Raw genomic sequence first — 23557 nt, 5'->3', positions numbered from 1 at the left:
CGCCCGAACGGTACCACTGAGTGGCTTTACGTCTCATGCCAACATGCATCGGTCCGATTGGGCACTGCGCCGTGAGTGACACAGCTCTCATGGCCGACAAAGGGGACGATACCCCCTCTTTCACCGCGAAGAGACGAAACCGGGTACTCATTCCTCGGTCAGTCGAGGGTCCGCTTCCAGGTTTGTCAACCCGTTCCAGCACAGATTGACCACGTGTGCAGCCACCACTTCCTTCGAGGGAGTGCGCACATCCAGCCACCACTGCGCCGTCATCGACACCATCCCGACCAGGGCCTGGGCATACATCGGGGCGAACTCGGGATCGAGGCCGCGACGCGAGAAGTCTCCGGCCAACATGTGTCCGACGCGTCCGATGGCCTCGTTGAGCAGGGACGAGTATTTGCCGTCCTCGGCAGAGGCGGGTGAATCACGAACGAGAATGCGGAAACCGTCGGTCCGATCCTCGATGTAGGTCAGCAGCGCGAGCGCGACACGTTCCACGCGGATTCGCGACCGATTGAGATCGAGAGATTTGGTGATCATCCCCAGCAACGTGGACATCTCACGGTCGACGATGACGGCGTAGAGGCCTTCTTTACCGCCGAAATGTTCGTAGACGACCGGCTTGGACACGTTGGCGCGTCCGGCGATCTCCTCCACCGACGCGGCCTCGTAGCCACGTTCGGCGAACAGCGTCCGTCCCACCTCGATCAACTGCTCACGACGTTGAGTCCCGGTCATCCGAACCCGAGGTGAGCGTTCTTGCTCCGAGGCTGACATGGAAACCGCTTCCGTTACCGACCGTGCACGTCCTGACGCCGGAATCGACGACCACCTCACCCTAGCGATGCCCGATGTATCCGATTGCCGGGCGTGTGGGAACCGACCTGCCCGGTCTGTTATACGTCGCGGTTCGACTCACCACTACCTCTCATGCGAGGATCGTTGCGCTCGGTGGGAGCGCAACGGCTTGACGAATGCGTCGTTCGATTCGTCGGCCACTGTCTGTACCACCGGTCGATTATCCGCCGTGGTGTAATGGCAGCACCTCTGATTTTGGTTCAGATAGTTCAGGTTCGAGTCCTGGCGGCGGAGCGAGCAACATCATTCACGCATGCCCGTCTTTCGCGTTACCGCCTGAGGAGCTCAATGCCTGTGCAGACCGCCGTGGTCGTTCTCGCTGCGGGTGCAGGTACCCGAATGCGCTCGAAGACCCCGAAAGTTCTGCATCCTCTGGCCGGCCGCACGATGCTCGCGCACGCCCTTCACGCGGCCGCCGACCTCGGGCCCGATCACCTGGTGACCGTCGTCGGACACGATCGTGAACGAGTCTCTTCCGCCGTGCACGATCTCGCGGCCACCTTGGGTCGCACCATCCATACCGCCGTTCAGGATCGACAGTTGGGTACCGGACATGCGGTGCAGTGCGGCCTGGCCGCGCTCCCGGACGACTTCGAGGGCACGATCCTCGTCACCGCGGCCGACGTCCCTCTGCTCGACGGCCACACCCTCAAGGCATTGCTCGACGAGCATCTGAGCGCCCCGCGTCCCGCGGCCGCGACGGTGCTGACCTTCGTCCCGGACGATGCCAACGGCTACGGCCGCATCGTTCGCACCGACGATGGCGAGGTGGCCGAGATCGTCGAACACGCCGATGCCACCCCCGCTCAGGTGCTGATCGGCGAGGTCAACTCCGGCGTCTACGCGTTCGACGCGGTGGCGCTGCGGACCGCACTCGGCAAGCTCAGCACCGCCAATGCCCAGCACGAGCTGTATCTGACCGACGTCGTCAAGATCAGCAAGGCCGACGGCAAAGCCGTCTACGGCACCCAGCTCGCCGATCCCGACCTGGTGGTGGGCGTCAACGATCGAGTGCAGCTGTCTCACGTCACGTCGGTACTCAATCGCCACATCATCGAGCGGCACATGCGGGCAGGCGTCACCGTCGTCGACCCGTCGACCACGTGGATCGACATCGATGTCACTCTCGGTGCGGACGTTCGCCTCGAGCCCGGTGTCCAGCTGCACGGCAAGACCCATATCGCCGACGACGCGGTCGTCGGGCCGGATTCGACCCTGCGTGACGTCGAGATCGGGGAGCGCGCGTCGGTGGTGCGCACCCACGCCGAGCAGGCCGTGATCGGACCCGATGCCACCGTAGGACCGTTCACCTACCTGCGTCCGGGCACCGTTCTCGGCACCGGCGGCAAGCTCGGTGCCTACGTCGAAACCAAGAACGCGACGATCGGCAACCACACCAAGGTTCCGCACCTGACCTACGTCGGCGATGCCACGATCGGCGACCACAGCAACATCGGTTGCTCCAACGTCTTCGCCAACTACGACGGCGTCAACAAGAGCCGCACGGAAATCGGATCCCATGTACGGACCGGTTCCGACTCGACGTTCGTCGCTCCCGTTCACGTGGGCGACGGCGCTTACACCGGCGCAGGGACAGTGGTTCGGGAAGATGTTCCTCCCGGCGCGCTGGCCGTCTCCGGTGGCAAGCAACGCAATATCGAAGGCTGGGTCATCGACAACAGGCCCGGAACCGAAGCTGCGCAGGCAGCGGCGCTCGCAGATCGTGATCGGCACGAACAAAAGGACGGCGAACAGCAGTGAGCACCCCCAATTGGATCGACAACCAGAAGAACCTGATGTTGTTCTCTGGTCGAGCACATCCGGAGTTGGCCGAGCAGGTCGCCAAGGAACTCGGCATCGAGATCACCCCGCAGACGGCACGTGACTTCGCCAACGGCGAGATCTTCGTGCGCTTCGAGGAGTCGGTCCGCGGATCGGACGCGTTCGTTCTGCAGTCGCATCCGTTCCCGCTCAACACCTGGCTGATGGAACAGCTGATCATGATCGACGCTCTCAAGCGTGGATCGGCCAAGCGCATCACCGCGATCCTCCCGTTCTACCCGTACGCCCGTCAGGACAAGAAGCACCGCGGCCGCGAGCCCATCTCCGCTCGCCTCGTCGCCGATCTGCTCAAGACCGCAGGTGCCGACCGCATCATCACCGTCGACCTGCACACCGATCAGATTCAGGGCTTCTTCGACGGCCCCGTCGATCACATGCACGCGCACAGCCAGCTCGCCGACCACATCCGCGGCAAGTACAGCCTCGAGCACATCACCGTCGTCTCCCCCGACTCCGGCCGCGTCCGCGTCGCCGAGAAGTGGGCGGACTCCTTCGGCGGCGCACCGCTGGCCTTCATCCACAAGACGCGTGATCCGCTGGTGCCCAACCAGGTCAAGTCCAACCGCGTAGTCGGCGAGGTCGAGGGCCGCACCTGCATCCTCATCGACGACATGATCGACACCGGCGGCACCATCGCGGGCGCGGTGAAGGTGCTCAAGGAAGCCGGCGCGGGCGACGTCGTCATCGCCGCCACTCACGGCGTTCTGTCCAACCCGGCCGCCGAGCGCCTCGCCAACTGCGGTGCCAAGGAAGTCGTCGTCACCAACACCCTCCCGATCAGTGACGAGAAGCGCTTCGAGACGCTCACCGAGCTGTCGATCGCACCCCTGCTGGCCCGCACCATCCGCGAGGTCTTCGAAAACGGTTCCGTCACCAGCCTTTTCAACGGCAGCGCATAGTACCCCTGGGTCGTTCCGCAGGCTCCACTCCCGACCTCCAGGTCTGTTTCGCTCGACCGGAACCCGCCCCACCCACTCTCCGTACGCACTGCATGAACTACGTCACGTCGACGACCGGAATATGCAGCTCGCGAGACGGGGGTGTGTGGGGCGGGTTTTGTTGTCACCTAAGATGACTCGTCGTGATCGACGCGCACTCTCTCAACGGCCCGGCTGGAACTACTACCGTCAGAATTGCTCGATGGACGCCGGGCGGGTGCGTCTGGTGCGGCAGCACCGACAGCGTCGAAACCTTCAGGAACGAGCCTCGCTGCGGTCTGTGCCGCGAGAAGGAAGCCGTCATCGACGAGGCCAAGCACTTCATCGGCATGTACGGTCTGCGGCCCCTGGGCGGCACCCTGGCGTCCGAGGACGACGAGGAGCGCGAGTACCGCGTCACCGCCCGCGATGCGCGTGAGGTCCTCAACCGCATTCGGCTCGAGAAGCTCCCCGACCCGGCCGCCGTACGCAAGGCGTTGCGCCCCAGGGCCGCTGCCGCGGTGAACGCACCGGCCTCACCCTCGTCGACGTCCGCTCCGGCGAAGGCACCGACGAAGAAGTCGCAGGCCGGTGTCACCGGAATCGATGCGATCGAACTGCAGTCCCGCGTGGAGAAGTTGCTCGGCCAACTCACCTCCGTCGACGAGCAGATCAGCGCACTCGACGGCGTACAGGGCCTCCCCGCACGCGCTCGCATGAAGGATCTCGAACGTCAGCGGACCACCGTGCTGACGACACTGGCCGCGCTCGAGAAGGCTCGTCGCCGCACCAACTGATCCACGTAGTCTGATCGAGTGCTGCGCAAGCGTTCGATCTCACGGCAGGTGCTCGATGTCACCTACGCCGTGGTCTTCGTTCTGCTCCTGCTGCCGTCGACTCTGAGCCAATCCTCCGGTTCTCCGGGCGCAGCTGTTCTGATCGGGTTCGGCATCGCATTGGCCATCCGGCGCCGATCGCCACGATGGTCCTTGGCGCTCGCCTGGGTGCTGGCCGTCGTACAGATGGTCAGCGGAGTGCTCCCCCTGTCGGCGGATACAGCGATCTTCGCGATTCTGTACTGCTCGGCCGCGTACGGCGACAACGTGGTTCGACGCCTCGGTCTCGCCTCGGCCGTCGTCGGCGGGGTGATAGCGGCGCTGTACCTGGCGTTCGTGGACGGCAATCCATTCGGGGCGCCCACGGATGCAGGATTTCAGGAACCGAGGCTGCTGCAGGCCACCGTTCTCCTCGCTGCGCTGTGGGCCATGCTCGGGCTGTCCTGGGCGCTCGGTCGACTCGCCTACGCCCGGCGGACAGCCATCGAATCGGCACACGCGCGCGAGCTCGCCGAGGTGCATCAGGCGCGAGCCGAGCAGGAAGTGGCAATCGAACAGGAGCGCAACCGAATTGCCCGGGACATGCACGACATCGTGGCGCATTCCCTGGCCGTGGTGATCGCTCAGGCCGATGGCGCACGCTACGTGCGTGCACTGGACCCCGCTGCCGTCGACACTGCACTGACGACGATCTCCGACACCGGGCGCGAGGCACTGTCCGACGTCCGGGTGCTGCTGGGGCAGCTCCGCCACAGCCAAGGCGATCTACCGACCCCCGGTCCGGGCGACCTGGAGCGTCTGCTCGATCAGATGCGCGCCACCGGCCTGAACATCGACTCCTCGATCGACACCGGCGACGTGTCGTTGGGTGCAGGAGCGCATCTTGCGTTGTACCGCATCGCGCAGGAATCGTTGACCAATGCACTGCGCCATGGCGATCCGAACTCGCCGGTGACCGTCTCCATCGAATCGGATTCTGCCGGCGTCGAACTGACGGTACGAAACAGTGTGTTCCCGGGGCTTCCCGCCGCGGAATCATCCGGCCACGGAGTGGCCGGCATGAAGGAACGCGCCGGCCTCTCCGGCGGAACCTGCACTGCGACCGGCGACGCCTCGTCATGGACTGTGACGGCGTGGTTGCCTACCACCACCCCCTCGACGAAGGGCACGACGTGAGTTCCGATCGCATCGAAGTTGCGCTGGTCGACGATCAGCAGCTGTTCCGAGCCGGCATTCGCATGCTGATCTCCTCCCAGCCCGACCTGGAATTCGTCGGGGAGGCGGGCAACGGACGAGAAGCCGTCGAACTCGCAGCGTCCGTCACTCCCGACGTGATGCTCATGGACATCCGGATGCCGGTGCTCGACGGTATCGCCGCGACCGAGCAGATTCTGGCCGCCTCCGACACACCTCCGCGCATTCTGGTTCTCACGACGTTCGACCTGGACGAGAGCGCTGCGCGAGCCATTCGTTCGGGCGCAAGCGGATTCGTGCTCAAGGATGCCGACCCGGAGTTTCTGCTCGCTGCGATCCGTACGGTCCATGCCGGAAACTCGGTGATCGCCGCGTCCGCGACGACCGGCTTGCTGGCGCATTTCACTCCGACGCCTCCGGTTCCGACGGTGCCGGCCGCATTCGAGACCCTCACTGCGCGGGAGAAGGAGCTCTTCCGGCTCACAGCCCGCGGGCTGAGCAACTCCGAGATCGCCGAGCTGGAGTACCTGAGCGAGGCGACGGTGAAAACACACATCAGCCGCATATTCGCCAAACTGCACCTGCGCGATCGAGTGCAGCTCGTGGTCTACGCATTCGAGCACGGACTGAACTCGCCTTGACCTCGGGACTGACGCCGATGTCATCCTGCAGATGTACGACGCGAAGACTCGCGCCTGATTACTTCGATCCGGCGAATTCATAGCGTTGTGGGCATGACGATCACAGCAGGCCCTGTTGCACGGGCATTTCAGGTCAGTAAGCACTTCGGCGACTCGTCCAATCCGGTGAGCGCCCTCGACAATGTGTCTCTCGACATTCACGCCGGCCAGTTCACCGCCATCATGGGACCGTCCGGTTCCGGCAAATCGACACTCATGCACGTCATGGCCGGGCTGGACAACGCCAGCTCGGGTCACTTGATGCTGGCCGGTGCAGACATCACCTCGGCCAACGACGACGCTCTGACGACGTTGCGACGCAAGCAAGTCGGGTTCATCTTCCAGTCCTTCAATCTTGTTCCCACTCTGGATGTTCGGGGCAACATCCTGTTGCCGTTCGAGCTCGACGGTCGCGCGCCCAGTGCACAGGAGTCGGCCTGGATCGAGCAACTCATCGATACCTTGGGACTACAAGGTCGGGTGAACCACCGTCCACATCAGCTCTCGGGCGGACAGCAGCAGCGCGTCGCGATCGCCCGTGCGCTGGGGACTCGACCGCATCTCATCTTCGCCGACGAGCCCACCGGCAACCTCGATTCCCGCACCGGCCGCGAGGTTCTCGGCCTCCTGGCCGCGGCGGTGCGCGAGTACGGCCAGTCGATCGTCATGGTCACCCACGATCCGATCGCAGCCAGCTACGCCGATCGCATCGTCTTCCTCGCCGATGGGCGCATCGTCAACGAACTGGGGCGTTCGAGCGCAGAACAGATTTCGAGCTACATGCTGGGAATGGAGAGCGTCCGATGAGTGCGTTGACTTCTGCTCAGGCGTCGAAAGAGCACGGTGCCAGCATTCTGGTGACATCGCTGGCGTCGTTCTTCGGAGTTGTGTTGATTCAGGCAACCGCGTTTCTGGTCGACATCTTCGGGGATTCAGACCTCGACGGTGCTGCCGTCAATGCGCTGTACAGCGTGGCGCTGGTGTTCATCGGCCTCGCGTTGTACGTCGCGGCGGTGGTCACCTCGAACACGTTCGCGACGATCGTCGCGGGCCGCACCCGCACCATTGCACTCCTTCGACTGTTGGGAGCCCGCTCTCGTGACCTGCGCCGATCGGTAGCACGCGAGGGCCTCGTCGTCGGATTGTTCGGTGGCGCAGTCGGTATGGTCCTCGGCGTCGGCGCGAGTCACCTGGCCCGGGCCGTTGCGGTCTCGGCCGGTCAGCTGCCGGATGTGCAGTACACGACCGTTCAGCCCGTGGTGCTTCTGCCCGTCGTGATCGTGGTGCTGACGACCACCGTCGCGTCGTATGTGGGGTCACGAAAGGTCCTGGACGTCACACCTGTCCAGGCAACCGGAGGTGCCGTCGACACGGGCGTGGAGGCTCCGCGGTCGCGTCGGATAAGGACCGCGCTCTCTATCGTGCTCATCGCCGGCGGCGTGGCTCTGCTGGGAATCGGTGTCTTGATCGGGATGGTCAACCCGGGCGGTGTTCTGGTCGCGTTCCTCGGTGGTGTCGCATCGTTCACCGGAATCATGGTCGGGGCGTACCGCATTCTGCCCGCCACACTGAAACTGGTCGGGAGACTGTCCGGCCGTGGACCCGCTGCCCGATTGGCGTCCGCCAACGCGATTCGCTATCCGGATCGCAGTACCCGTACCGCGGTGGGACTGTTGATCGGCGTGACGTTGGTGACGACGTTCGCGGTCGCGATGTACAGCTACCGGTCGATGCTCGTCAACGAATACGACGAGGCCACGGTCGGCCAAGTGCTCACCGTGACAGTAGGAATCATGACCGGACTCATCGGCTTCTCGGCCGTCATCGCGGCCGTCGGAATGGTGAACAACCTGCTGCTGAGCATTCTGCAGCGCACCCGTGAGATCGGTCTGCTGCGTGCACTCGGATTCACCCGCAAGCAGATTCGAGCGATGATCGTTTCGGAAAGTACTCAGATGGTGGTCGCGTCCATGGGCTTCGGTCTGATCCTCGGCATCGTGTACGGCTGGGCCGCAGCACAATCGCTGCTGGGCTCGCTGGATTCCCGCGGACTCACCGCGCCCACCCTCCCGTGGGCAGTCATCGCCGGAACCGTGTTGTGCGGTGGACTCCTCGCACTCGGGGCCTCGTTGACCCCGGCGCGACGTGCCAATCAGATCTCGCCGGTACTCGCGTTGGCGGACGCCTGATCGTGTGGTCTGTAGCGCTCGGCGATGCCGGCCGGCTGCAAGAGCCGGACGGCATCGCCGTGGGTTGACGCCCGCCTCAGACCTCGCTGTCGAGTTGCGCCATCTGAGACTCGGCATAGCGGGTGCCGGCAACCGCATCCGTCGGCACGGCCGTCTCGATTCGGGCCACCTCATCGGGGCTCAACGAGATATTCTCAGCAGCAATGGTTTCCATCAATCGCTCGACCGAGCGGGCACCGATCACCGGGACGATGTCGTCACCACGAGACATGACCCAGGCGATGGCCAACTGCGCGACGGTGATGCTGCGGTCGTCGGCGATCTCGGCGAGTAGTTCCACCAACTCGACGTTCCGGGTGAGGTTTTCCCCCTGAAATCGCGGGCTGTGCGCCCGGAAATCGTCGGCGGACAGTGGCTTGTGAGCTCGAAACGTGTTGCTGAGCAAACCACGTGAGAGCACGCCGTACGCCGTGATTCCGACGCCGAGTCCACGCGCGGTATCGAGTATGTCTGCCTCGATACCGCGCGAGACGATGGAGTATTCGATCTGGAGATCGCTGATCGGGTGCACCGCTGCCGCTCGCCGCAGTGTCTCGCTACCGATCTCGGACAGACCGATGTGGCGGACGTAGCCCGCCTCGATCATCTCGGCAAGGGCACCGACGGTGTCCTCGATCGGCACCCGTGGATCGAGTCGAGCCGGCCGGTAGACGTCGACGTGATCCACACCCAGCCGCTGCAACGTGTAGCCGAGCGAACTCTTGACGCTCTCCGGGCGGCCGTCGAAGCCGAGCCATCCACCGTCGGGCCCGCGCAGGGCTCCGAATTTCACCGACAGCACGACGTCGTCTCGGTTGCGCTCTTTCAGTGCCCTTCCTATCAGCATCTCGTTGTGGCCGGCACCGTAGAAGTCACCGGTGTCGACAAGATCGACGCCTGCGTCGACAGCAGCATGGATGGTGCGGATCGATTCCCGGTCGTTCGATTCGCCGTACGCACCGGACATCCCCATCGCGCCGAGGCCGATACGCGAGACGGTGGGTCCGGACTTTCCCAGTTGTGTTCTGTTCATGTCGTCCACTGTGCGTTCCCGACGAGAATTGCGGCAGAGAGCAGTTGTCGGAGGACTGCCGATCCCTGGCTCGAACCGGCGACGAGGCGCACACTCGATACGTGGAACGTGACGAACTGGCCGATTTTCTCCGACGACGTCGGGAACTTCTGACTCCCGGCGACGTAGGTGTTGCACCGGGACCGCGCCGCCGCACGCCCGGACTGCGTCGGGACGAGGTGGCACTGCTGGCCGGGATGTCCACCGACTACTACACCCGCCTCGAACAACGCCGCGGGCCGCATCCGTCGACTCAGATATTGAGTGCGCTGGCCCGCGCCCTGAGGTTGGACGACGACGAGCGAGACCATCTCTTCATCCTGGCCGGCCAATCACCGCCGACACGGATGGGTGCGGACAAACACGTCGGCCCCGGCCTCATGCACCTGCTGACCAAGCTCGACGACACTCCCGCCTGCGTCGTGACAGACCTCGGTGAGATCGTGGCGCACAATGCGATGTACCTCGCGCTGGCCGAGGACCCGCGCAGGTACACCGGGCTCGACAAGTACGTGGTGTGGCGTTGGTTCACCGATCCCGGCACGCGCCGCAACTTCGTTCGCGAGGACTGGGATCGGATGGGCCACAAGCACGTCGCCGATCTTCGAGCAGTGTCGGCCAGGCGAGCAGGCGATCCTGAGGTCGCTGTACTGGTCGAGCGTCTACGCGCCGCCAGTTCCGAGTTCGAGACGATTTGGAGCGAGCACCGAGTCGCATACAAGACGTCGGCGTCCAAACGCTTCGTGCATCCCGAACTCGGCGTGATCGCCGTCCACTGCGAGACCCTCGTGACGCAGAAAGAGGGCCAACATCTCCTGGTCTATTCGCCGCAACCGGGAACCGATGCCCGCGAGAAATTGAATCTGCTCGGCGTCATCGGCACTCAGCAACTGGATGCGACTCTCGCCGAGTAGATCGCTACGCACCCTTGCGCGCGAGGATGAGCGCAAAGTGCGATTCTGCATCGGTCCACAGATGGTCGACGTCGAATCCCGCTGCGGCGAGTTCTTCGGTGATGCCTTCCGGTCGAAACTTCGCCGAGATTTCGGTGCGCAGATCCTCACCGGCGTCGAAGTGCACGTGCAGATCGAGATCGGCGAGATACACCTCCTGCGGCGACGAGGCCCGTAGCCGCATCTCGATCCACTCCTGCTCGGCATTCCAGAGCGCAACGTGCTCGAACGCGTCGGCATCGAAGTTTCCGTCCAGGCGAGAATTGATCACCGACAGCACGTTTCGATTGAACTCCGCCGTCACCCCGGCCGCGTCGTCGTACGCCGGAACGAGAACCTTCGGGTCGATGACCAGCCCGACACCGAGTAGCAGGTGTTCGCCGGAATCCAGAGCATCGGCGATGGCCTTCAGAAATTCCTCGCGCTCCTCGGGGATGAGGTTGCCCAGGGTGCCGCCGAGGAACGCGATGGTGCGTGAGTGACCCGCGGGCAGATTGTGCAGTGTGTCGGTGAAATCACTGACGATGCCGTGCACCTCGAGAGCGGGAAACTCCTGCGCGATCTGCTCGATGGCCCCCTCGAGCGCCGTGACGGATACATCCTGCGGCACATAGGTTTTCAGCGATCCGTGCTTGACCCCTGCAGCCAGCAGAATCTTCGTCTTCTCCGACGAGCCCGAGCCCAACTCGATCAACATCGTCGATTCGGTTGCCTCGGCGATGTCGAGGGCATGTTCTTCGAGGAGCGCCCGCTCGGTGCGGGTCGGGTAGTACTCCGGCAGCACGGTGATCTGCTCGAACAATTCGCTACCCAACGCGTCGTAGAAGTACTTGGGCGAAAGCCACTTCGGCGAAGACGTCAACCCGTCCCGCACATCCTTGCGCAATTCGTCCACCAGTGCTGTGTCTGCGAGGTGTACCTCGACAGTGCTCATGTGTGCTCCTCTTCGTCGAGACGGGAAACGGTGAACTCCGATGCCGTGGCAACGACAAGACTGCGGTCGTCGATGTGCGTCCAGTCGGAACTGTCGTCGGTCGGTTCGGATGCGATGGTGACGGCGTCATCGGAACGACGCACCGACAATGCGTGATGCACTGCGGTGGCGTACATGTTCTCCCCATCGCCGAGCAGAAAGTTGAGCCTGGACCCCGGCGCGCGCGCTTCGATGCGCCGAACCAACGCGGCAAGGGCTGCCGGCGGGGCGAGAGTGTCGAGTAACTGCCGCAACACGATCCAGGCTGCGGCTGCGTCGGTCGGAGCAGGCAACGTGAGTGCATCGACGGCCGGCACCTCGGACCACAGGTCGGTCAGCGAGTGGGGCCAGCCGCGAACCACACCGTTGTGACTGAACGCCCAACGGCCGTCGGTGAACGGCGCGCAGGCAGACCGTTCCACCGGCATTCCTACCGTGGCCGATCGTACGGCGGCGATCACCGACGTCGAATGGAGCTGCGGCAGAACATCATCGACCGCCGAGTCGGTCCAAATGGGCATCGGATTGCGGTAGCTGCGCACCGAACCGTCCTGCCACCAGGCCACGCCGAACCCGTCGGCGTTGATGGTGCCCCCGCCGCGCATGTCGTTCGGGGCGTACGACTGTACACGTAAACTGTGTTCACCGTCGGTGAGCACTCCCCCGACGGACGTGCGGGGGCCGAGATACCCCAGGTGACGGCACATTCAGCTGGGCTCGACGTCGCGGGCCAGCCGGAAGCCGCTGAAGATCTGCCGGCGAATCGGGTGGTCCCAGTTACGGAACGTGCCCCGACACGCCACCTCGTCGGTGCCGAAGGAGCCGCCGCGCAACACCTTGTAATCGCCTCGCAGAAACACCTCGGAGTATTCGGCGTAGGGGAACGCCTCGAATCCGGGGTAGGGCTCGAAGTCCGACGACGTCCATTCCCAGACGTCACCGATGAGTTGGTGCACGCCGTCGGCAGACACACCGTCCGGGTACGCGCCCACGTCCGCCGGTTCGAGGTGCCGCTGATTCAGATTGGTATGCGCCGCAGTGGGTTCGGCGTCGCCCCACGGGTAGGCACGGCTGGTACCGGTCTTGGCATCGAAGCGCGCGGCCTTCTCCCACTCCGCCTCCGTCGGTAGGCGCTTGCCCGCCCACCGGGCGTACGCGTCGGCCTCGAACCAGCACACGTGAACGACGGGTTGGTGCGGACGCACCGGACGGCGCACCCCGAAGCTACGACGCCACCAGGTGCCGTCGGAATCGCGTTCCCAGAACTGCGGAGCACTGAGGTCGGCCTCGACGCGGTGCTGCCAACCCTTCTCGGTCCACAGATCGCGGCGTCGGTATCCGCCGTCCTCGATGAACTCGACGAACTGGGCGTTGGTGATCGGGGCGCGGTCCATCGCGAACGTCGGCACGTGCACCGTGTGGGCCGGACGTTCGTTGTCCAGCGCCCAGGGGTCGAGTGAGGTGCCCATCGAGAACGACCCACCGGTGATGATCGCCTCACCCGAGACCTGAACCGCAGACGACGGCGGCGCAGGGGCGGCGAGAACAGCGGGCCCCGAGCGTAATTGATGCGTCGCCAGCATGGTCTCGTCGTGCTGCTGCTCGTGCTGCGCGATCATGCCGAACGCGAATCCGTGCTTCTCGACCGGCCTGCCCGCAAATGTGCTGCGGTCGAGCACGTCCCAGGCCTTGTCTCGAACGGTCTGCACGTAGACGCGCGCCTCGTCGGGAGTGAGCAACGGAAGCGACGTTCGTGAAGAACGCGAGTGCTTGAACGCGTCGTACAGCTCGTCGATATCGGGACGCACTGGGTCACGGCCACCGACGTCGCGAACCAGCCAGAGTTCTTCCTGACTTCCGATGTGCGCGAGGTCCCAGACCAGCGGGCTCATCAACGGCGAATGCTGCGCCATCAGTTCGGTTTCGTCCACGCAATCGGTGAGTGCTGCACTACGGGCGCGGCTGCGTGTGAGGACCGTTTCGATCCTGTTCCTGAGTTGTTCGGCGCTCACACCGATTCCTTTCGAGTGTGGAATTCCCGCGTCGCAGAGTCGAATTCGCTCGGGGGCTCGCCGGAGTGACATCGGCGAGCGGCCGCCGACAGATAGTCGGCGTGCTCGCCGCCGAACTCCGCCGCGAGGTTCAGCAATTCGGTTGCGGCCGAGCGGAGATCGCGGTCGCCCAGCCCGACGCGCGCCGCGTCGATCCAACGTCCGGCGGTCCCTGCTCCGATCTCGGTGGCGCGAGCCACCAGCTCGGGTGTCGACAACAGCGCCTCGAACGCCGCCGCAGGAACCACCCACTGCCCGTCCGGCTGGGCATCGAGGTAACGGATCTCGAGGTGACCACACGCTCGAACCTGAGGGAAGAGGGTGGTCAGGTGATAGTCGAGATCCCCGTATGTGGGGGCGCGCCCGACGACGCCCGGATCGGCCAACCATTGTGCGAACGTCGTACCCGCGGGCGCTTCCCAGTTCTGGTCGACGCCCTGTATGCAGAGCAGCGGCACGTCGAGAGCCCACCGTGCGTAGTCGGCAATCGGGTCTCCGGTAGTGGGAACCGCGGTTCTGCTGGAATCCGTTCTACTGGAATCGAGTTCGAGCCACGTCCGCATTCGCTGGGACGCCCATACTCCTTCGGGGGCTCCCTCGAGTTCCGGGGATCGCGCGAATGCCGCCACGAAGGCCGGGCCGATGACGTGGAGCATTCGCCAACGCGCGGCAACCTCGGCTCGATCACGACCGGCGTCGACACTCACCTGCGCGGCAGCCGTGTTGCACATCATCAATTTGCCATAGGGGCCGATGGTGGTGAATCGGTTCTCCATCGCGCAGTATCTCGGCAGGACGAGAAGCCGTTCCGGAGCACGCGCGGTATCGGCCGGAACCGCCAGGATGCTGATACCGGAGCCGTCGAGCATGTCTCGCAACAACCGGGCATCGGCGTCGAGCATCGGTGCGAGATCTGAAACGGATGTATAAGGCGAGCTGGACAATTCGACTTGCCCGCCGGGTTCGACGGTGACCATACTTCCGCCCGGCAACGTCAGGGCGGGCGACTCGGGGGCGATACTGCGCGGGGAGTGGTCACCGAGTGCAGCTGCTAGCAGAGAGAGGCTGGGACGCGTCCCGTCGTCGAGGGCGGTGAGCCACTCGAGTTCGGCACCGATCAGCGCCGGTGGACCCAGCTTGAAACACACCTTCGACACGTACGCCTCGGCTGCTGGGCGTGTGCTCAGCTCGAGGGATTTCTCGTTCGACGACACTTTTTCCTTCTTTCCGCACTCACCACGTTCTTCGCTACCGAACGTACCCAGCTGCGAGGATCGAAAACGCCGTGATCCCGCGTCGTATCGAGGCTACCGATTGTGCAACCCTGATGCCGAGAGTTCGTGACAGGAAGGACGACCGATGCTCGATCAGGACCGCATTCGCCGCGACACCCCCGGTGCGTCGGGTCGGGTATTCCTCGACAGCGCCGGCTCCTCGTTGCCGCCGACCGTCGTCGTCGACACCGCCGTTGCGCACCTGCGCCGGGAAGCGGAAATCGGTGGCTATCGGGCCGCAACCGAACGAGCGAACGACCTCGCCGCGGTGAAGACATCGATCGGAACGTTGATCGGGGCTTCGGCGTCGAGCATCGCACTGAGTGACTCCGCGACGCGTGCCTGGACCGACTTCTTCTACTCGGTGCCGCTCTCCCCCGGTGATCGAATTCTGCTGTGCGAGGCCGAATACGCCAGCAACGCGATCTCCGCCCTCCACCGAGCCGAGGTCACCGGAGCGATCGTCGAGGTGATTCCGAGCGACGAATCGGGACGAATCGACGTCGACGCGCTGGCAACCATGCTCGACGATCGCGTGAAGCTGGTCTCGGTGGTGCACGCACCCACCAACGGCGGTCTGATCAACCCCGCCCGCGCCGTCGCAGATCTCGCCCACCGACACGGTGCCCTGGTACTGCTCGACGCCTGCCAGTCCATGGGGCAGATGCGCGTCGACGTCGCCGAGCTCGATGTCGACGCTCTGTCCGCCACCGGACGCAAATGGCTTCGTGGCCCGCGCGGAACCGGATTTCTCTACCTGCGTCCAGGATTGGCGTCGACGCTGCATCCACCGGCCCTCGACTTGCACAGCGCTCAATGGGAAGACGCGTCCACCTACCGAATGGCCGACGACGCCACCCGATTCGAGTTCTGGGAATGCGACGTCGCGGCCAGGCTCGCACTCGGCGCTGCCGTCGACTACCTACTCGAGCTCGGTATCGACCACGTCGCAGAAGCCGTCGCCGAACGTGCCGAATACCTGCGCGCCGGACTCCGAAAAATTCCCGGGGTGACGGTGCAGGATCTGGGCGATCGCAAGAGTGGCATCGTCTCCTTCACCGTCGATGGTGAGGATCCCGTGACTGTCCGCGACCGACTCGCCGCCGAAGAAGTGACGGTGACGGTCAGCCACCGCAGCTCGACGCGACTGGACATGACGGGCCGAGGACTCGACGCCGTGGTGCGCGCATCTCCGCACTACTTCGTCACGTTCGCCGAACTGGACACGATGCTCGCTGCGCTCGCAGGTGAGCGAAAGTTCGTAGCAGGGGTCGAAGTTCCGCTCACGTAGGCAGCCACACCGATTGCCGAGACCACGAGGCCGCCCACTCCAACCCAGGTGATCGCATCGCCGAACATGAGCCAGGCCCACACCATGGTCGTCGGCGGAGTCAGGTAGAGCAGCACACTGGCGCGGGTGGGCCCGTTGCGACGCACCACGAACAGGTACGCGCCGTATGCGCCGAAGGTCGACAGCACCACGGTCCAGGCGACGGCCAACCCGAAACCCACTGTCATCGGCGGTGCGGCATCTCCGGCCAGCATGCTCCAGGTCATGAAACCGGCTGCGCTGACCGAACATTGGATGGCCATCGACAGCGCGATCGGCTCCTTCGGTGCCAGGATTCGCTGACCGATCGTCCCTATCGACAGAGCCAGCATCCCGGCGGCCGGTAGCAGGTAGACGGGCCAGGCGAGATCCGCACCGGACATGTCCCCCACCACGACCAGCGTTACCCCGACGATGCCGACGGCGAGCCCCAGACTCTGCCTCGCCCCGACGCGTTCGCCGAATATCCTGCTCGACGCCAACGCGACCAACAGCGGCTGCAGGGCGGCGATCAGCGCGGCAACACCTGGCGGAACGCCCATCCCGATGCCGGTGATGGTGGCCCCGAGGTAGAGGAACTGGCAGAACAGGCCGAGGACGGCGTGAATTCGGATGGCGTGCCAGGTCGGTGTCAGCCGTCGATATCGGCACCAGGCGATCAGTAGCACCACGGCCGCGACATAGCGCCAGGCCAGCAGCGTGTGCGCGGGGGCTTGCGCTGTGCCGAGCTCGGCTCCGATGAAGCCCGAACTCCACAGCACCACCAGGGCAGTACCTGCCACGGCGTCGACATTTGCTTTCATGCAGCGATGTAAACATACAGGTCTGTATACTCGCAGTGCACCTGCTTCTCACCAGCGCTTTCGGAAGGCAACCATGCTCGACAAGCCACTCACCCCCGCCGGAGAACGCATTCTCACCGTCGCAAGCGAGCTGTTCTACGCCCGCGGAATTCGCGCCGTCGGTGTCGACCTCATCGCCGAGGAAGCCGGCACCACCAAGAAGACCTTGTACGACCGCTTCGGCTCCAAGGACGGCCTGGTGCAGCGGTACCTCACCCGCCGCTACGGCCTGTGGTGCGAGCACGTGAGCCGGTACGTCGAATCCCTCGCCCCGGGCGACGCGCGCATCCTGGGGGTGTACGACGCCCTCGATCTGTGGATGCGCGACAACCATCGCGGCTGTGGATTCGTCAACGCGTTCGCCGAGTTCGGTGGAACCGACAGCCCGGTACTCGAGATCATCAAGTCCGAGAAGGAATGGACCAGATCGCTGTTCGCGCGATTGGCCGACGACGCCGGGTACGCCGACGCCGAACAGCTGGGATCGCGACTGTCGTTACTACACGAGGGCGCGGTGGTGATGGGAACCGCGGGCGGCCGTGACGATGCGATATCCGTGGCGCGTGGTGTTGCCGCCGAGTTGCTCGCTGCGCTCGCAGTGGTGCGGGTAAGTGCCCCAGGGGGCACATAACCAAGCCACTGCGCAGCATCGTGTATTGTCTTCCAGGTTGTCTCGGCGAGGGTAGATCCACGATTTCAGGATCCACCGTTATCGACGCGGCTCGGCCCCGTTGGCCGCGCTCGTTCGTGTCCGCCCCGACGAGCTTGACCGCCCGACGAAGTACGCCGCACGAACCACAGTTATCAGGAGCATGTAGCACCATGGCATCGAAGGTAAACAATCTCACCGCGCAGGTCCGCACCGAATTCGGCAAGGGCGCAGCTCGCCGCGCACGTCGCGACGGCCTCGTTCCCGCCGTTCTGTACGGACACGCCACCGATCCCCAGCACCTCGCGCTGGACGCTCGCGCGTTCGCGGCTGTGCTGCGTAACGACGGCACCAACGCCGTGCTCACCCTCGACATCGCCGGCAAGTCGCAGCTGGCGCTGACCAAGTCGATCGTCGTGCACCCGATCCGTCGCAGCATCGAGCACGCCGACCTCCTCGTCCTGAAGAAGGGCGAGCGCGTCACCGTCGAGGTCAACGTCATCGTCGAGGGCGACGCCGCACCGGGCACCCTCGTCACCACCGACTCGACCGCGGTCGAGATCGAGGCCGACGCACTGGAGATCCCCGAGAACTTCGTCGTCTCCGTCGAAGAGGCTCAGATCGGTACCCAGATCACCGCAGCCGACCTGGACCTTCCGTCCGGCGTCACCCTGGTGTCCGACGGCGAGACGCTCCTCGTCAACGTCGTCGAGGCTCCGTCCGAGGAAGACCTCGAGGCCGACGGCGAAGGCACCGAGCCCATCTCCGAAGAGGGCGAAGCCGAGACTCAGGAAGAAGCAGAGTCCACGGACGAGGAAAGCTCCGACGAGAGCTGATTCTCACCCAGCACGTCGAACGGCGCGTCGCTCCCCCACGGGACCGGCGCGCCGTTCGTTTCGAATCACCGATGAGAGAATGACGACCGTGAGTGTTGACCCCGAAGCACCTGCCCTGATCGTCGGGCTCGGCAATCCCGGCCCGCAGTACGAAAAGACCCGCCACAACGTCGGTTTCATGGTCGCCGATGCCTTGGCCGGACGCATCGGCGGGGCGTTCTCCTCGCACAAGAAGTCCAATTCCGACATCGTGCAGGCACGTCTGGGGCGTCGCTCGGTGGTCGTCGCCAAGCCGCGGACGTTCATGAATCTCTCGGGCCAGCCGGTCGCCGCCTTGGCACGGTTCTTCTCCATCGACGCGGCGAACATCGTGGTGGTGCACGACGAGTTGGACATCGACTTCGGTGCTCTCCGACTCAAACTCGGCGGCGGCGAAGGCGGCCACAACGGGCTGCGCTCGATCTCGCAGCATCTGAGCACCAAGGACTATCTGCGGGTTCGCGTCGGCGTCGGACGCCCACCCGGACGAATGGATCCTGCGTCGTTCGTCCTCAAACCGTTCTCGGCCGCCGAACGCAAGGATCTCGGCGTTGTCGTCGAAGAAGCCGCGGACGCCGCCGAACTTCTGCTCTCGGCCGGGCTCGAAGCGGCCCAGAACAGGGTGCACCCGCGCTGAACCTCACACCCCTGTTGTGAGGTGCGCGCCTGTTCTCGCTTCCGAACGCACGCGCGCACCCCGCAAAAAAGGTGTGACGTCTCCTGCCGTTTCAGGCGATCAGTGACGCCGAATTGGCCCGTCGCAGTTTGCCGCTCGACGTCTTGGGAATGCTGCCCGGTCCGAGCACAGCAACGGTGCGGGGTCGCACTCCGACCTCCGAGTGCACGGCGTGGACCACCTCACGTTCGATGCGCTTGACCTCGTCCGCATCGCCGATGTCGTTGGTTTCCACGGCTACAGCGAAACTTTCACGCTTGTCGCCTGCATCGAGCCGGATGGCGACGGCATTGCCGGGCCGCACACCTGCGACGGTTTGTGCCGCCCGTTCGATGTCGGTGGGATAGATGTTGCGACCGCCCATGATGATGACGTCCTTGATGCGTCCGCAGACGACCACCAGTTCTTCCTCGGTGATGTACCCGACGTCGCCTGTGTCGAGCCAGCCGTCGGCGTCTTGCGTCGAGACCGGCCCCTCGACGGTGATGTACCCGGGGGTGACGGCCTTGCCCCGCACTTCGATGATGCCGACACCTCTAGCGGTCAGCACCTGCCCCTCCTTGTCGACGACGCGGCCCTCGAGGCCCGGCACGAATTTGCCGAGTGTGGCGAGAGATCGAGTGTTGCCACGGGTGGACGGAACGGCTCGACCCAGAGTCTCGAGCAGGTCCGCGTCGACCACGTCGATCACCTGACCGCGAGCGGGGTCCGGAATCGACACCGCCAGAGTGGTTTCCGCCATTCCGTACACCGGAGCGAGAGCCAACGGGTTCAGCTTGTACCGGGCACCGGCCTCTGCCAACGCGATCATCGTGTCCGGATCGACCGGCTCGGCCCCGTTCCAGGCGTAACGCAGAGTGGACAGGTCGAGGTCCAGATCGTCCTCGGCCTGGCGCAATCGACGCGCAAGCAGTGAGTACGCGAAATTCGGTGCCGCCGTGACGGTGCCGCGGTACTTGTGAATGAGCTTGGCCCACAACAGCGGTGAACGCAGAAAGTCCAGCGGAGTGATGCTGACGACCTCGGCACCGACTTGCATCGGCACCGAGAGAAAGCCCACCATCCCCATGTCGTGGAACAGCGGCAGCCAACTGACCATCACGTCGGACTCGACGTCGAACTCGATGCGGTCGATCATCGCGTACGCATTGACGTAGAAGTTCTCGTGCGTGATCCGTACGGCTTTCGGCGAACCGGTCGAACCGGACGTGAGCTGCTGCAACGCGATATCGGATTCTGCCGTCGGCACCGGGTCGATATCGCGACCGGTCTTCATGTCCTCGATCTTCAACACGGTGATGCCGCGCTCCTCGAGCACCGGGGCGGCGATGTCGAACGGCGCCCCGAGAACGACGGCCTTGGCCTCGATCATCCGCACGACGGTCTCGGTGTCCTCGCCCCACACGGCGAGGTCGGTCCGCGGAGTCGGCTGATGCAGCATCGTCACCGACGCTCCGCGCATCCACGTCGCCTGACACGCGGGTGCGATGTCCACCGGCTGACCGGCCAGGATGCCGATCGCGTCACCGTGCACGACGCCCGCGTCGGCCAACGCGCCTGCCATCCGACGCGCCTGCTCGTGAATTTCGCCCCAGGACTGCCGCAGCGCCTCATCCGGCTCGCCGGTGACCAGACCTCGCTTGCTGGTGCTCGCGGTCTCGAACATTTCCTCGGTGAACTTGCTCAACGCGCGTCTCCTCGTGAGGTGGATCCCGCCCCACCGAACACAGTAGGCAGTCCCGCCCCGCCCGCGAGGCACAACAGGCCGCGTATCCTGAGAAATCGAACGCAGGATTTCTGCCCGGTCACCGTGTCGGTGCCGCCTTCTACGAGAATGAGGTTTTCGTGAGTACCCCGTCCAGTACCCCCGACGTCGACGCAGCGCTCGAAGGGTCCGGACCGGCAGTGTGCGGCGATTCCGGGCCCTCTCGAAACCCCTCCAAAGAGCTCGAGACCGAAGTCGCCCGGCGTCGAACCTTCGCGGTGATCTCTCACCCCGACGCCGGTAAATCGACGCTCACCGAGGCACTGGCCCTGCATGCCCGCGTCATCTCCGAGGCCGGAGCCATCCACGGCAAAGCCGGCCGCCGCTCCACCGTCTCGGACTGGATGGAAATGGAGAAGGCCCGCGGAATCTCGGTGAGTTCGACTGCGCTGCAGTTCAATTACCACACCTCACCCGATGCCGAGATCACCAACGTCATCAACCTCGTCGACACTCCCGGCCACGCCGACTTCTCCGAGGACACCTACCGCGTGCTCACGGCCGTCGACGCGGCCGTGATGCTCATCGACGCTGCCAAGGGCCTGGAACCGCAGACTCTCAAGCTGTTCCAGGTGTGCCGACAGTTCGGCATCCCGGTGATCACCGTGATCAACAAGTGGGACCGCCCGGGCCAGTCGCCGCTGGAGTTGCTCGACGAGATCGAGTCGCGGATCGGCCTCACTCCGACGCCGCTGTACTGGCCCGTCGGCATTGCAGGCGATTTCCGCGGGCTGCTCGACGTGCAGGACGGCAGCTACATCCGCTTCACCCGAACCGCGGGCGGTGCGACCATCGCTCCCGAGGAATTCATGTCGGCCGAGGCAGCCGCCGAACGCGAGGGCATCGACTGGGAGACCGCAGTCGAGGAGAGCGATCTCCTGATCTCGAGCGGTCAGCGGCACGATCAGGAGATGTTCCTGGCCGGCCAGACCTCGCCGGTGATCTTCGGCTCGGCGATGCTCAACTTCGGTGTGCGGCAGATCCTCGACACCCTGGTGGCCCTGGCCCCCGCGCCTGGATCTCGTGACGACGTCTCCGGCGGCGTGCGCGAGGTGACCGATCCGTTCAGCGCTGTGGTGTTCAAGGTGCAGGCGGGTATGGACACCGCCCATCGGGACCGACTCGCCTTCATGCGCGTGGTGTCGGGCGTTTTCGAGCGCGGAATGGTGGTCACACACGCCCAGACCAAGAAGCCGTTCACCACCAAGTACGCCCTGACGGTGTTCGGTCGCGATCGCACGACGGTCGAGAACGCCTACCCGGGAGACATCGTCGGCCTCGTCAACGCGACCGCGCTGGCTCCGGGCCACACCCTGTACTCCGACAAGAAGGTCGAATTTCCGCCGATTCCGTCGTTCGCGCCCGAGCACTTCTCGGCACTGCGCGTCGACAGTGCGGACAAGTACAAGAAGTTCCGTCGCGCCGTGGAGCAGCTCGACTCCGAGGGCGTGGTTCAGGTGCTGCGCAACGACATTCGCGGCGACGCCTCCCCGGTACTCGCGGCCGTCGGTCCGATGCAGTTCGAGGTGGTCACCGCACGAATGAAGACCGAGTTCGGCGTCGACGCCCGGATGGAACCCCTCGGTTACTCCCTCGCCCGGCGGACCGACGCGGCATCGGCCGTCGAACTGGGTCGTCAGCGTGGGGTCGAAATCTTCACCCGGACGGACGGGGCGCTGCTGGCGCTCGTCAGCGACAAATGGCGCTTGCAGTACATCCAGAAGGAAATGCCGGAGTTGACCCTCGAACCGCTCGTTGCCGCGGGCGATCAGTAGCACCTTGTGCTGATCGATCTGCTCGACGCCGAATTCAGCGTGTTCGGCCACCCCGTGCTGTGGCGTGAGGTGGTCGGCAACGGCTTCGGGCTGCTCTCGGCCATAGGTGGGATGCGACGCGTCGTGTGGGCGTGGCCGGTGGGCATCATCGGAAACGCGTTGCTGTTCACCGTGTTTCTGGGCGGCGTGTTCCATACACCGCAGGCACTCGATCTCTACGGCCAGGCCGGACGCCAGCTGATGTTCATCGCCGTGAGTGTCTACGGGCTGGTGCGCTGGATGCGAGATTCCAAGCGATCGGGGGCCGCTGTGCTCCCGCGGTGGGGTACTGCGCGGGAACGGACCGCCATGCTCGTGGTCGCGGTCGTCGGCACGGTGGTGTTCGCGCAGCTCTTCGGCTACCTCGGCTCGTTCGGCAAATGGGCCGACGCGTGGATCTTCACCGGATCGATGCTGGCCACCTTCGGAATGGCCCGCGGCCTCACGGAGTTCTGGCTGATCTGGATCGCAGTGGACGTAGTGGGGGTACCGTTGCTCGTCGTCGCCGGTTTCTACCCGTCCGCAGCTCTCTACGTGGTGTACGCCGCGTTCGTCGCCTGGGGTTTTGCCGTGTGGTTCAGGATCCAGAACAAATACATCGGTCGAAAAATAGCGTCTTAAACAATCGTGATGCTACTCTCAGTGTGTCCGAACAAACTTAGAGTACGTTTTGGCGTGCTCGACGCCGAGTGAGTCGTCCTGATCGATATCCGATCGTGACATCT

At 64.6% G+C, this 23557-nt stretch carries 22 protein-coding genes and 1 tRNA gene; 15 read left to right on the top strand and 8 right to left on the bottom strand.

Annotation, left to right across the window (positions count from 1 at the left end):
* Nucleotides 1-147: 147 nt before the first annotated feature.
* Nucleotides 148-780 carry a TetR/AcrR family transcriptional regulator gene (locus ACQR3T_RS01280; protein ID WP_080730482.1) on the bottom strand — a complete coding sequence of 211 codons (633 nt, stop codon included), beginning with the start codon at nt 778-780 and terminating at the stop codon, nt 148-150.
* Nucleotides 781-1024: 244 nt separating this feature from the next.
* Here ACQR3T_RS01280 and ACQR3T_RS01275 point away from each other — a divergent pair.
* The 8 genes from ACQR3T_RS01275 (at nt 1025) to ACQR3T_RS01240 (ending at nt 8519) form a co-directional block, all read left to right on the top strand.
* A tRNA-Gln gene (locus ACQR3T_RS01275) sits at nt 1025-1095 on the top strand.
* A gap of 54 nt (nt 1096-1149) precedes the next feature.
* On the top strand, nt 1150-2622 hold the full coding sequence (glmU, locus tag ACQR3T_RS01270; protein WP_032377256.1) for a bifunctional UDP-N-acetylglucosamine diphosphorylase/glucosamine-1-phosphate N-acetyltransferase GlmU: 1473 nt from the start codon (nt 1150-1152) through the stop codon (nt 2620-2622).
* Entirely contained in the window at nt 2619-3602 is a 984-nt protein-coding gene (locus ACQR3T_RS01265; protein ID WP_032377257.1) for a ribose-phosphate diphosphokinase, read from the top strand. The genes glmU and ACQR3T_RS01265 overlap by 4 nt, the downstream gene beginning before the upstream one ends.
* A gap of 182 nt (nt 3603-3784) precedes the next feature.
* Entirely contained in the window at nt 3785-4417 is a 633-nt protein-coding gene (locus ACQR3T_RS01260) for a hypothetical protein (protein ID WP_230592568.1), read from the top strand.
* 18 nt (nt 4418-4435) lie between these two features.
* Nucleotides 4436-5632, top strand: coding sequence for a sensor histidine kinase (locus ACQR3T_RS01255; protein ID WP_428692277.1), 1197 nt, complete (start codon nt 4436-4438; stop codon nt 5630-5632).
* Nucleotides 5629-6291: a response regulator gene (locus ACQR3T_RS01250; protein ID WP_032404276.1), complete on the top strand. Its 663-nt coding sequence runs from the start codon at nt 5629-5631 to the stop codon at nt 6289-6291. Before ACQR3T_RS01255 ends, ACQR3T_RS01250 begins: the two co-directional genes overlap by 4 nt.
* 93 nt (nt 6292-6384) lie before the next feature.
* Nucleotides 6385-7137, top strand: coding sequence for an ABC transporter ATP-binding protein (locus ACQR3T_RS01245; RefSeq protein WP_032377260.1), 753 nt, complete (start codon nt 6385-6387; stop codon nt 7135-7137).
* Nucleotides 7134-8519: an FtsX-like permease family protein gene (locus ACQR3T_RS01240; protein ID WP_428692276.1), complete on the top strand. Its 1386-nt coding sequence runs from the start codon at nt 7134-7136 to the stop codon at nt 8517-8519. The genes ACQR3T_RS01245 and ACQR3T_RS01240 overlap by 4 nt, the downstream gene beginning before the upstream one ends.
* 76 nt (nt 8520-8595) lie before the next feature.
* On the opposite strand, the gene ACQR3T_RS01235 is transcribed toward ACQR3T_RS01240, so the two are convergent.
* Entirely contained in the window at nt 8596-9591 is a 996-nt protein-coding gene (locus ACQR3T_RS01235) for an aldo/keto reductase (protein WP_428692275.1), read from the bottom strand.
* A 101-nt stretch (nt 9592-9692) separates the two neighbouring features.
* On the opposite strand from ACQR3T_RS01235, the gene ACQR3T_RS01230 reads away from it, so the two are divergent.
* The gene (locus ACQR3T_RS01230) at nt 9693-10544 is read left to right on the top strand and encodes a helix-turn-helix transcriptional regulator (protein ID WP_428692274.1); all 852 of its coding nucleotides are present in this window, start codon (nt 9693-9695) and stop codon (nt 10542-10544) included.
* A gap of 4 nt (nt 10545-10548) precedes the next feature.
* On the opposite strand, the gene egtD is transcribed toward ACQR3T_RS01230, so the two are convergent.
* Genes egtD through egtA form a run of 4 tightly spaced genes read right to left on the bottom strand, consistent with a single transcriptional unit; the run spans nt 10549 to nt 14821 of the window.
* Nucleotides 10549-11517 carry an L-histidine N(alpha)-methyltransferase gene (gene egtD, locus ACQR3T_RS01225; RefSeq protein ID WP_428692273.1) on the bottom strand — a complete coding sequence of 323 codons (969 nt, stop codon included), beginning with the start codon at nt 11515-11517 and terminating at the stop codon, nt 10549-10551.
* Nucleotides 11514-12263: an ergothioneine biosynthesis protein EgtC gene (egtC, locus tag ACQR3T_RS01220; RefSeq protein ID WP_032377263.1), complete on the bottom strand. Its 750-nt coding sequence runs from the start codon at nt 12261-12263 to the stop codon at nt 11514-11516. The genes egtD and egtC overlap by 4 nt, the downstream gene beginning before the upstream one ends.
* Nucleotides 12264-13568 carry an ergothioneine biosynthesis protein EgtB gene (gene egtB / locus ACQR3T_RS01215; RefSeq protein WP_196249095.1) on the bottom strand — a complete coding sequence of 435 codons (1305 nt, stop codon included), beginning with the start codon at nt 13566-13568 and terminating at the stop codon, nt 12264-12266.
* Complete coding sequence (egtA, locus tag ACQR3T_RS01210; RefSeq protein ID WP_428692272.1) at nt 13565-14821, bottom strand: ergothioneine biosynthesis glutamate--cysteine ligase EgtA; 1257 nt, start codon at nt 14819-14821, stop codon at nt 13565-13567. Before egtA ends, egtB begins: the two co-directional genes overlap by 4 nt.
* Before the next feature lie 145 nt (nt 14822-14966).
* Between egtA and ACQR3T_RS01205 the strand changes: the two genes are divergently transcribed.
* Nucleotides 14967-16172, top strand: coding sequence for an aminotransferase class V-fold PLP-dependent enzyme (locus ACQR3T_RS01205; RefSeq protein ID WP_428692271.1), 1206 nt, complete (start codon nt 14967-14969; stop codon nt 16170-16172).
* Here ACQR3T_RS01205 and ACQR3T_RS01200 read toward each other — a convergent pair.
* The gene (locus ACQR3T_RS01200) at nt 16079-17014 is read right to left on the bottom strand and encodes a DMT family transporter (RefSeq protein ID WP_428692270.1); all 936 of its coding nucleotides are present in this window, start codon (nt 17012-17014) and stop codon (nt 16079-16081) included. The two genes, ACQR3T_RS01205 and ACQR3T_RS01200, sit on opposite strands and share 94 nt — an antisense overlap.
* Before the next feature lie 73 nt (nt 17015-17087).
* Between ACQR3T_RS01200 and ACQR3T_RS01195 the strand changes: the two genes are divergently transcribed.
* From ACQR3T_RS01195 to pth, 3 genes are all read left to right on the top strand, one after another.
* On the top strand, nt 17088-17684 hold the full coding sequence (locus tag ACQR3T_RS01195; protein WP_428692269.1) for a TetR/AcrR family transcriptional regulator: 597 nt from the start codon (nt 17088-17090) through the stop codon (nt 17682-17684).
* 191 nt (nt 17685-17875) lie between these two features.
* Nucleotides 17876-18538: a 50S ribosomal protein L25/general stress protein Ctc gene (locus ACQR3T_RS01190; RefSeq protein ID WP_032377266.1), complete on the top strand. Its 663-nt coding sequence runs from the start codon at nt 17876-17878 to the stop codon at nt 18536-18538.
* A gap of 88 nt (nt 18539-18626) precedes the next feature.
* Nucleotides 18627-19214, top strand: coding sequence for an aminoacyl-tRNA hydrolase (gene pth / locus ACQR3T_RS01185; RefSeq protein ID WP_230594531.1), 588 nt, complete (start codon nt 18627-18629; stop codon nt 19212-19214).
* A gap of 91 nt (nt 19215-19305) precedes the next feature.
* On the opposite strand, the gene ACQR3T_RS01180 is transcribed toward pth, so the two are convergent.
* Nucleotides 19306-20940 (bottom strand): fatty acyl-AMP ligase, encoded by a 1635-nt coding sequence (locus ACQR3T_RS01180; protein WP_032377268.1) that lies wholly within the window; start codon nt 20938-20940, stop codon nt 19306-19308.
* 218 nt (nt 20941-21158) lie between these two features.
* On the opposite strand from ACQR3T_RS01180, the gene ACQR3T_RS01175 reads away from it, so the two are divergent.
* Together ACQR3T_RS01175 and pnuC are read left to right on the top strand one after the other, a co-directional pair.
* On the top strand, nt 21159-22793 hold the full coding sequence (locus ACQR3T_RS01175; protein WP_428693026.1) for a peptide chain release factor 3: 1635 nt from the start codon (nt 21159-21161) through the stop codon (nt 22791-22793).
* 6 nt (nt 22794-22799) lie between these two features.
* On the top strand, nt 22800-23453 hold the full coding sequence (gene pnuC / locus ACQR3T_RS01170; protein ID WP_094608285.1) for a nicotinamide riboside transporter PnuC: 654 nt from the start codon (nt 22800-22802) through the stop codon (nt 23451-23453).
* Nucleotides 23454-23557: the final 104 nt, after the last annotated feature.

It is taken from the genome of Rhodococcus sp. IEGM1428, from assembly GCF_050321865.1.
GTDB lineage: Bacteria > Actinomycetota > Actinomycetes > Mycobacteriales > Mycobacteriaceae > Rhodococcoides.
This window is presented reverse-complemented; position numbering and strand designations above follow the sequence as displayed.

Coding starts and splice junctions, on each gene's coding strand:
- ACQR3T_RS01200 (WP_428692270.1), bottom strand. CDS start 17,014: ATGAAAGCAAATGTCGACGCCGTGGCAGGTACTGCCCTGGTGGTGCTG.
- ACQR3T_RS01235 (WP_428692275.1), bottom strand. CDS start 9,591: ATGAACAGAACACAACTGGGAAAGTCCGGACCCACCGTCTCGCGTATC.
- ACQR3T_RS01280 (WP_080730482.1), bottom strand. CDS start 780: ATGTCAGCCTCGGAGCAAGAACGCTCACCTCGGGTTCGGATGACCGGG.
- egtD (WP_428692273.1), bottom strand. CDS start 11,517: ATGAGCACTGTCGAGGTACACCTCGCAGACACAGCACTGGTGGACGAA.
- ACQR3T_RS01190 (WP_032377266.1), top strand. CDS start 17,876: ATGGCATCGAAGGTAAACAATCTCACCGCGCAGGTCCGCACCGAATTC.
- egtC (WP_032377263.1), bottom strand. CDS start 12,263: ATGTGCCGTCACCTGGGGTATCTCGGCCCCCGCACGTCCGTCGGGGGA.
- glmU (WP_032377256.1), top strand. CDS start 1,150: ATGCCTGTGCAGACCGCCGTGGTCGTTCTCGCTGCGGGTGCAGGTACC.
- ACQR3T_RS01205 (WP_428692271.1), top strand. CDS start 14,967: ATGCTCGATCAGGACCGCATTCGCCGCGACACCCCCGGTGCGTCGGGT.
- ACQR3T_RS01245 (WP_032377260.1), top strand. CDS start 6,385: ATGACGATCACAGCAGGCCCTGTTGCACGGGCATTTCAGGTCAGTAAG.
- ACQR3T_RS01195 (WP_428692269.1), top strand. CDS start 17,088: ATGCTCGACAAGCCACTCACCCCCGCCGGAGAACGCATTCTCACCGTC.
- ACQR3T_RS01240 (WP_428692276.1), top strand. CDS start 7,134: ATGAGTGCGTTGACTTCTGCTCAGGCGTCGAAAGAGCACGGTGCCAGC.